This is a genomic window from Micromonospora qiuiae, from assembly GCF_016863555.1.
Taxonomy (GTDB): domain Bacteria; phylum Actinomycetota; class Actinomycetes; order Mycobacteriales; family Micromonosporaceae; genus Micromonospora; species Micromonospora qiuiae.
In genome coordinates this window covers 1-8,292 of the sequence record NZ_BOPC01000137.1, presented here as the reverse complement: position 1 = coordinate 8,292, position 8,292 = coordinate 1, and the positions used below count along the sequence as shown (strand labels likewise).

6 protein-coding genes are annotated in these 8,292 nt (G+C 64.9%); 4 read left to right on the top strand and 2 right to left on the bottom strand.

The features are described from left to right. Positions 1-702: alpha/beta fold hydrolase (locus Vqi01_RS29510; protein WP_204038419.1), on the top strand; the 702-nt coding region annotated here is incomplete at its 5' end. A 138-nt stretch (positions 703-840) separates the two neighbouring features. Here the strand turns inward: Vqi01_RS29510 and Vqi01_RS29505 are convergent. Then, positions 841-987 carry a hypothetical protein gene (locus Vqi01_RS29505; protein ID WP_204038418.1) on the bottom strand — a complete coding sequence of 49 codons (147 nt, stop codon included), beginning with the start codon at positions 985-987 and terminating at the stop codon, positions 841-843. Positions 988-1,052: 65 nt separating this feature from the next. On the opposite strand from Vqi01_RS29505, the gene Vqi01_RS29500 reads away from it, so the two are divergent. The 3 genes from Vqi01_RS29500 (at position 1,053) to Vqi01_RS29490 (ending at position 6,703) form a co-directional block, all read left to right on the top strand. Further along, positions 1,053-1,259, top strand: coding sequence for a hypothetical protein (locus Vqi01_RS29500; RefSeq protein ID WP_204038417.1), 207 nt, complete (start codon positions 1,053-1,055; stop codon positions 1,257-1,259). 117 nt (positions 1,260-1,376) lie between these two features. Continuing rightward, on the top strand, positions 1,377-6,248 hold the full coding sequence (locus tag Vqi01_RS29495) for a DUF3710 domain-containing protein (RefSeq protein WP_204038416.1): 4,872 nt from the start codon (positions 1,377-1,379) through the stop codon (positions 6,246-6,248). Further along, positions 6,245-6,703 carry a DUF4760 domain-containing protein gene (locus Vqi01_RS29490; protein WP_204038415.1) on the top strand — a complete coding sequence of 153 codons (459 nt, stop codon included), beginning with the start codon at positions 6,245-6,247 and terminating at the stop codon, positions 6,701-6,703. The genes Vqi01_RS29495 and Vqi01_RS29490 overlap by 4 nt, the downstream gene beginning before the upstream one ends. A gap of 314 nt (positions 6,704-7,017) precedes the next feature. On the opposite strand, the gene Vqi01_RS29485 is transcribed toward Vqi01_RS29490, so the two are convergent. After that, entirely contained in the window at positions 7,018-8,187 is a 1,170-nt protein-coding gene (locus tag Vqi01_RS29485; RefSeq protein ID WP_204038414.1) for an SGNH/GDSL hydrolase family protein, read from the bottom strand. Positions 8,188-8,292: the final 105 nt, after the last annotated feature.

Genomic DNA, 8,292 nt, shown 5'->3' with positions numbered 1-8,292 from the left:
GTCCCTACGCTGGCAACGTCCTATCGTGTCATCCGAATCGACCTGCTCGGACATGGCCAGTCCGCCAAACCGGCCGGCGGCGGCTATGCGATCCCGCGGCAAGGACGCCGCGTCGGGCAGGCACTGGACCAGCTCGGTATCGAACACGCCATAGTGATCGGCCACTCCACCGGCGGCTACGTCGCCACCGCACTCGCCGAGCACCGCAGCGACCTGGTGACCGCGCTCGTGCTCATCGACACCGGACCTGGCCTGGACGCCTTCATCTCGGACGGGCCGGTGGGCAAGCTCGTCTTCGTCCCTGTGCTGGGTCAACTGCTGTGGCGACTTCGGACCGATGGGATTCTGCGCCGGGGCTTGAGCACCGCGTTCGCGCCAGGCTTTCACGTCCCGCAGCAACTCGTCGACCACACGCGCAGCATGACCTACCACGCGCTCACGGCAACATCGCGGGCGTCCGACGACTATCTGACCCAGCGACCACTTCCGAATCGGCTCACGAGCCTCGGCAAACCACTGCTGGTCATCTTCGGCGAGCTCGACCAGAGGTGGCAACCCTCATCAGCGGCATCGTACCGCTCCATTGCAGGTGCGAAAGTCGAGTTGGTGCCCGGTGTCGGCCACTCACCCATGCTCGAAGATCCTCCGCATACAGCAGGACTTCTCACCAGCTTCATTCGCTCCGTGTCAGGCGGACAATGAATCACACGACCCGTAGACGCGGCTCACGTGAGGTCCCACGATCATCGGCACGGCCGGAAGTCGAGAACTCGGAAGGGCGCAGCAACATCGCTACCTACAGTCACTGTGCTGACCAGCGAGGGCGGTGCCCGGCCTTGGTCACTGCAGCCGCTTCCGCTCACCAAGCCCGAGCGGTGCCTGTTCGAGGCCCGGCACGCGCTCGCCGCGTACGGTGCCGTCCGCGTCCCGCTGCTGTTGGCATGCCTGGCTGACCCAGACGCCGAGGTGGTCGGGGAGGCGATCCACCCGGATGGGCAGCCATCCGCCAACAGGACACCCGGCAGACAATCCGGGGAGCGAGCCCCAGCTACGTGGCACTCGAAGTGCTCGACGCCTTCGCCGCGCCGGTGGCCGAGGACGTGCGGTCGGACCTCGTTGCGGCAGTGCTCGCCGAACAACCCGCGTCGAACTGGCACAACCATTTCAACGTGGTGCTGGGGTCCGGAGAGCCGACGATTACCAGACCGTCCACGACTGCACGATCGGATGGAAATACCGATTCAGCGAGACAGCTGTGACGATGATGCCCGAGTTGGCTGGTGTGGACGTGGCACAGAGCCGGTACGGTGGCTAACGCGAGTAACAGATATATGTCATCCACCCGACATAACCGATACCGCGAGCCGAGGATAGACATGACCAGGCTGCCAGCTAGCAAGCCCCTCCGCCTGTGCGTCGTCCAACTCGACGGCATTCCGCAAGCCCTCAGTGAGTACGGCAAGCTGTGGCTTCCGGCTGAACCCTTAGCGAGTGAAGCCGACTTCACTCAGGCACTGTCCGCCGCCGCGTTCTTCGCCGCCGCAGGGGGTACGAACGCGGCGAACATCCTGCGAGAGATCCAGGAGATCGCCACCACCGAGACTCGGCAGCTACTGTCCGAGGTGCTGGCGTTTGTCGACGATCGAGATGCCGACGTTGTGGTGCTGCCAGAGTATGTAATACCGGTCTCCTGCCTCGACGTGCTGGTCGGCTTCTCTCGTGGTCGTGCCCTGGTCGCCGGGCTGGGCGTGGTTCGTAACCGGATGGAGGCCGATGAGCTGGTCGCACAGTCGGACGGACGAATGCCGGCGGATGACCTGATTGGACGCAATGTTTCGGTGCTGGTCGAGAACGAGCACATGCATCTGGTCACCAAGCGCTACCCGTCCGAGCACGAGGTGGCCGAAGCAGGCACCGGGCCGATCGTGGTCGAGACGGTGCTGCGGGGACGCACGGTGCGGCTCGGGGTCGCGGTGTGCCTCGACTACCTGCGTAGCGACGGTGAACTCTTGGCACAGGCTCCTGACGTGGTCTGTGTGCCGGCATTCACCGCGACCGTCACACCGTTCGTTCCCGACAGCCCGCGCGACTACGTCCGATTGATCGCGAACTGCGCGCGATACGGCGGGTCCACCGTGGTCGCACCCTCACTGCGCGGATCCGCCTTCACCGACAAGCGCGGCGTCGCCCCTGTCGGCAAAGGCTACGCGGCCGTTTTGATGATCGACCACGACCGCTACGCACGGCGGCCCACGTCCCTGGTGAGCACGGAGAATCGGCTGGTTCTCCGATCGGAAATCATCGAACGCACTCCGGACAATGACGTGGCCGTGACAGTGGTACGCGCGTTGGAGGAGCGCCGCGACGGACAGAACGTCGCCGCCACCGCAGACCTCCCCGAGCAGTTGACCCGGTGGCTGATGCACCTACCGACGCAAGGCCCGCTGCGCGACAGCTTGGAGGAATATCGCAGAGCCCTTGCGCAAGGACTGGACGACGACACGCTCTACGCCACGCTCGCAACCCACCTCACCGTAACATCGATGGTGGATGAGGGTATGGTACGAGCCAAGCAGGCCAAGCTGATCGTGCGACGAATCGGCGACCTGATGGCTTCTGGGGTTGAGATCCCACCGGTCGGCTTGCTGCTGGACGCACACCGAGCGTTGGCGGACAAGCTCCGCGAGGAGATCAAAGTCCGCCGCCTTGATGGCGATCATTGGTCGTTCGCCATTCGTCTGGGCAGATACGACAGTAGTCGAGCGGTGTCCACCCTACCTCGACAGCTGAACTTCCTGCGCGCACTCAGCGCACTGCCACCCGGATCAATATCCATCACCTATCGGCTGCATTCGGCGTCCGATCCACACAGCCCCGATCTCCGCAACTATTTCGACGTGATCGTCACGGGAGACGACTCGGTGGTTCAGGCCGACCAAGTGGAAGGCCAACTGCGCTCGATGTTGGTGGCCTGCTGGTCGCTGTCGCACTCCGACGAAGTGTCCGCCGTGCCGGCGGACAGCTACTGCCTCAGGATCACACCTGACCTGAGCAACCATTCCCCCACCGTGCGGGACGACTGGTCGCCCATCTTCGATCTCATCCGCACGCACGATACGCCGATCAGCATGGACATGCGGGTCATCCCAGCGACACCGACCCGGAGCATCACCGCCGCTTCGCGCGCAGTCGACGACGACAAGGTGCTGCTCAACACCCTTACGTCGATTCCCTACATGACCGTCGGCGACGAGGCCGAGCGGCGGGCGGCCGCCTACTTCAACCTGTTGCGCGACATGTCGAAGGAAGAGACCAAGGGTCTTGGCATGTCGCTGGTGCTGAGCAGCGCGAAACCCATACCGGTTCTGCTCGCCGACACGATTCGACACGAGGTGTTCGGCACCATCCCCGCCACGATCGAGCACGTCGATGCGGAGGTGGCGTACGGAGAGCCTGTGCACTTCAGCCCCAGCGAATTGATCAGGATCTTCCATCCGCCCTACGGACAATTCCAGGCTCGAGGCCGGCAGGCCAAGTACGACGGGCTGATCCACTACCGGGGACCGGAATTGCCGAAGGTGGGACTCCGGCTGGGTAGCGCGAAGATCGCTGGGCCGAAGACAGACCGTAGCGTGGACGTTCTGCTCGACGAAACCGCGCGGGTCCGGCACATGTATGTGGTCGGCAAGACGGGCACCGGCAAGACCAATCTCCTCAAGGAATTGTGCAGGCAGGATCTGACAGGGAAGCGAGGCACGGATCTCGCCGGTAAACGCGGCCTGGTGGTGATCGACCCGCACGGCGACCTGGTGGATTACCTCGCCTGGCACTGCCAGGATCGACTCGCCGAAACCGTCCTCTTGGACTTCGGGCGCCCCGACTATCTTCCGGTGCTCAACCCCCTCCTGCTCGACATCCATGACGAGCGGAGCAAGATTCTGCACACAACGGACTTCCTTCGAGTGCTGGAGTCGCGGTACTACAACGAGTTCACCGGACCAGTCTTTGACGATATGGTTCGCCAGGCGTTGGAGACCATGTTCGAGCCGGATTTCCCAGTTCCGCGGTCGCTCGACCTGGTCGAGACCATGTATCGCAACCGGGAGATCCGCCGTATGGTGGCCCATTCCATCGAGTCCAACACCGTCCTGCGCGACAGATGGAATGTCTTTGAGTCGATCTCGGAAAGCGAACGCGCCGAACGCGTGGTGTGGATGTTGTCCAAGTTTGCTGACCTCATGCCGAGTGGCAGCCGGGTGCGGGCTTCGCTGTGCAGTACCCGGCCCTCACCTCTGTCGATAGATCAGATCGTCTGGAACAACGGTGTACTGCTGGTCAAGATCCCTGAGTCGGCACTCGGATCCGGCGCGGCCTCCTTCATCGGCAGTCTGCTTCTGCGTCGAATCCAGCGGGCGGTGTTCGACTATGAACTGGGCACGGGGAATCCTGTTGCCGATCGGCTGCCCCTCACGCTCTATATCGATGAGTTCCAGAAGTTCGCAACCGCCGGAGTTGAAGAGCTGATCGCCGAGGCTCGCAAGTTCGGCTGCGGTCTTGTGCTGGCACACCAGAACCTCGAACAGCTCTACGCGTTTTCCCGATTCGAGGGCGCACGCAGCCGAGAGCTACTCAACGCCATCCTGGGAAATGTTGGCACCGCCGTGTCGTTCCGAGTCGGGCCGCAGGATGCTGAGACCTTGTCCGATGTGCTGCGCACCAGCACCAGTTCGTTCGACGAGCTACCCAAGTTCAAGGCCCTCTGCCGCCTCGTCGTGGATCACGACGACACACCATGCTTCACCCTGTCAATCGAGGACTCGCGTAGACAACTTGGCATCAAGGCCGCCGCAGACCGGCTGAAAGAACGCATGATCGACGAGGGCTTCTGGATGTCCGTCGATGAAACGGCCGATGTCGAGCGCCACCTCCAGCGCTTTGAGGAGGCGCTGAGCGCTCGCCGTGACCAGGCAAAGGCGGCCGCTGACCGTGCCCGAGACGAACTGCGACAGGAACTGGTGTCCAACCCGGAAGAGTTCGCTGCCAAGCTAGACGAGCTCGGCAGGGCACATCCGGAGATCGGGACACCGATGATGGCCCAGATGCTGTCCGGCATCGTGTCGTTCCACCTCGACGCACCGGCGTCCGTACGACAGGAGGTAGCTGACGCGCTGGCCGATGTCGTCCTTGATGAGGAGGTACTTTCGGCGGCGCCGGACTCGTCGCCGGCGGAGGCACTCGTCCAGCCGCTGCTGCCTCCCGAGCTCGTCGGCTCAGCACAGGCGGGCCAACTGATCACGGCGGTGAGTCACATGATCGAGATCGCCAGATCCGTCACGGAGCCAGCGAACGCCGCCGATGCCGCGGTCGCCGGCGTCGATTTCTTCCTTGCTGGGTTCGTCGGCGCGGCCATGAACCCTGAGGACCGACGATCCTTGGCCTTCGAACTTGTGAAGGCGGGCGTGGCCAGCGCCGAGGGCAGAGCGATCGTGGCTCGTCAACTGGAACCGGCAGCAAGCGCGGTTCAAGCTTTCCTGGACACGTATCTGGAGGCCATGCAGTCCACCTCACTGGGCGCGTTCCTGGACGCGGCGCCGCCGGCACCGGATGAGCCGCAGGAGCAGGATCAAGCGGACGGCATGAGCGACACACAGACCGCTCAGACAAGGGAGGTGGCCGGCCCTAGAGACATTTCTGAGATTGATCTGGTGCCGAGCAGCCACATCGACCTCGGCTCAATATTTGTCACGGCCGTCGAGGGTGTCGATTTGAGCGCCATGGCGGGTCCCGACGGCACTTTTCGGACGCTCACCGCTAGTGAAGGCACCGAACAGATGAGTCTCGAGCTCTTCGCAGCGCCGGGTGGTCCGCTATGGCCCGAAATCCGGGCACTGATGGCGGGGAAGATCACCGAAGACGACGTCGCGTTACGTAAGGTCAACGGCCCCTTTGGCTGGGAGCTGCACTATGCATTGGGTGACGGCCAGCGACGGATTCGTGCATTCGGTATCGACGGACCAGGTTGGCTGCTACGGGTGCTGCACACAGGCCCGGGTGCCTGGGACGAAGGCAGCGCGCCAGGGCTGGAGACGATGGTACGGGGCATCATCGTCAAGGCCGCGCTGAGCAACATGGCCAGGAAAGAAGGGATATTGATGCGCCACCCTCGGTACGACCAGGCAGAGCCGACGGCGTCCAAGGCCAATGGTGATGGGTCGGAGTCGCCTGCGGCGACCCAGGACAACCCATGAGCGGCTTGGGTAGCACTCTGCTGGCCCTGACCTCCCCACTGGTGGCAATCGCGGTCGCCGTCTGGGGCTTTCGCCGTGCCAATCGAGCGGACCGGCTGCGGGCGTTCTTCGACCTGTACCAGCGCTACGTTGCGCCAGAACAGCGCGGCGGCAGGCGCTTGCTGCATGACCAGTTGTCCGGCCGGTCGACAGAGGATCTGGCGGCACTTCCTCAGGACGTACGCGATCAGGTCGGTGCCACCCTGGCGACCCTGAACGCGATCGCTATCGCCTGCGAGGGTGGCTACGTCGAGACCTCTCTGATCTCAGAGAGCATGGGACGTTCATACTGCAGCACGGTCCTGGCGGCCAAGCCGTACCTCGACCACCTTGAAAAACAGCGGGGGTATCGCCCGTACCAATTTGCCGAGCGCATGGCTCACCGGCTGATGGAGCGGGGCGTGGGCCGTTCGTAGGGCCAATGGTTCCCGGCCGAAGGCCTGCGGTGCGGGCAGAGCCATAGCCGGCTCCGCGCGGACCCGACCCGGGCGATCGAGAGGCATGGTTCCGTGCCGTACCACGGTAGACCGGCCGGGACGTCGCGGCGTGCTCGCCGATCCTGCTGCCGGCGGGGTGGCCGGCTGCCGAGGCCCTGCGCTGCACATATGGAGAGGCAGCCTGACTGACGCCAAGCGACAACTCGCACGGGCGCGCGGCTCCACTCCTACGACACCGCATCCTGCTCGGCCAACCAATACCCTCCGTAACCAACCACCGTCGACACCCACCCTCACTCTGCGAAGGGACCGTGCGGGGCGAATGCCTGCTTGGCAAAGCGTTCGGCGATGCGTCGGTGGCTGGCGGTGTCCGGGTGGAGCTGGTCGGGTAGCGGCAGTTCGGCGAAGTCGGCCTCGCCGTAGAGATCGAGGCCGTCGAGGTGGTGCAGGTTCGGGTCGCCGGCCGCCCGCTGCGCGGTGATGCGGGCCAGCTCGTCACGGATGACACCGAGCGTGAGCTTCCCGCTCGCCCGCTCCGCCGGGTCGCCGGTGGCCCGGAACCGCAGCTGCCCGGTGGCGAGGGCGGCGAGGTCGAACGCGCCGGGGCCGGGTGTGTCCTCGTGGATGGGGCAGTAGATCGGTGAGACGACCAGCAGTGGTGTGCTGGGGTGGCCGTCCCGGATGGTGTCGAGGAAGCCGTGCACGGCCGGGGTAAAGGCGCGCAGCCTCATCAGGTCGGTGTTGGTCAGGTTGACGCCGATCTTCACGCTGATGAGGTCGGCCGGCGTGTCCCGCATGGTGCGGGCGGTGAACGGGTCGAGCAGCGCGCTGCCGCCCAGGCCGAGGTTGACCAGTTCGACACCGCCGAGGGAAGCCGCGACGGCGGGCCAGGTGGCGGTCGGGCTGGCGGCGTTGGAGCCTTGACTGATGGAACTGCCATGGTGCAACCACACCCTGCGGCCCGATTGTGGTGCGGGTGTGACCGGGGCGTCGGTGCGCAGGGCGACGAGTTCGGTGGTCTCGTTGTGCGGCAGCCAGATCTCGATGTTCTTCATCCGGTCGGGTAGGCCGGTGAAGCGGATGGTGCCGGGTGGACCGGACCGGTGCTCGGCGGTCCCGGTGGTCATGTCGATGGTCACCGTGTCGCCGCCGGTGACGCTGGCCTGGTCGGTCAGGTGACCGTCGACGATCAGGTCGTACACGCCGACCGGGCGGGACGGCAGGCCTGGATAGGTCTGCCTGGTGGGCAGCGTGTCCAGCTCGACGGCGGTGGCCCGGGTGCGGAAAGCCAGCCGCACGCCGGCGGGTTGGGCCTCCACCATGGTGAGTTGGCCGTCGGTGCACTGGGCGCGGGCCCAGGCGGGCAGTCGGTGCGGCAGCACTCCTCGGGCGGTGCGTTGCAGGTCGAGCGCGCCTCGCAGGAGGTCCGCAGTGATCGGCGTGGCGATCCAGGTGGAGTTCATGCTCTCAATCCGTCGCTTTGATGTGCGTGCCGCGTACGTCGACTATCGGCCGTGCCGGGGGTTACAGCCAGTCGTTTTCGCGGGCGTAGTCGTCGTAGGCGCTCA

Coding starts and splice junctions, on each gene's coding strand:
- Vqi01_RS29495 (WP_204038416.1), top strand. CDS start 1,377: ATGACCAGGCTGCCAGCTAGCAAGCCCCTCCGCCTGTGCGTCGTCCAA.
- Vqi01_RS29490 (WP_204038415.1), top strand. CDS start 6,245: ATGAGCGGCTTGGGTAGCACTCTGCTGGCCCTGACCTCCCCACTGGTG.
- Vqi01_RS29485 (WP_204038414.1), bottom strand. CDS start 8,187: ATGAACTCCACCTGGATCGCCACGCCGATCACTGCGGACCTCCTGCGA.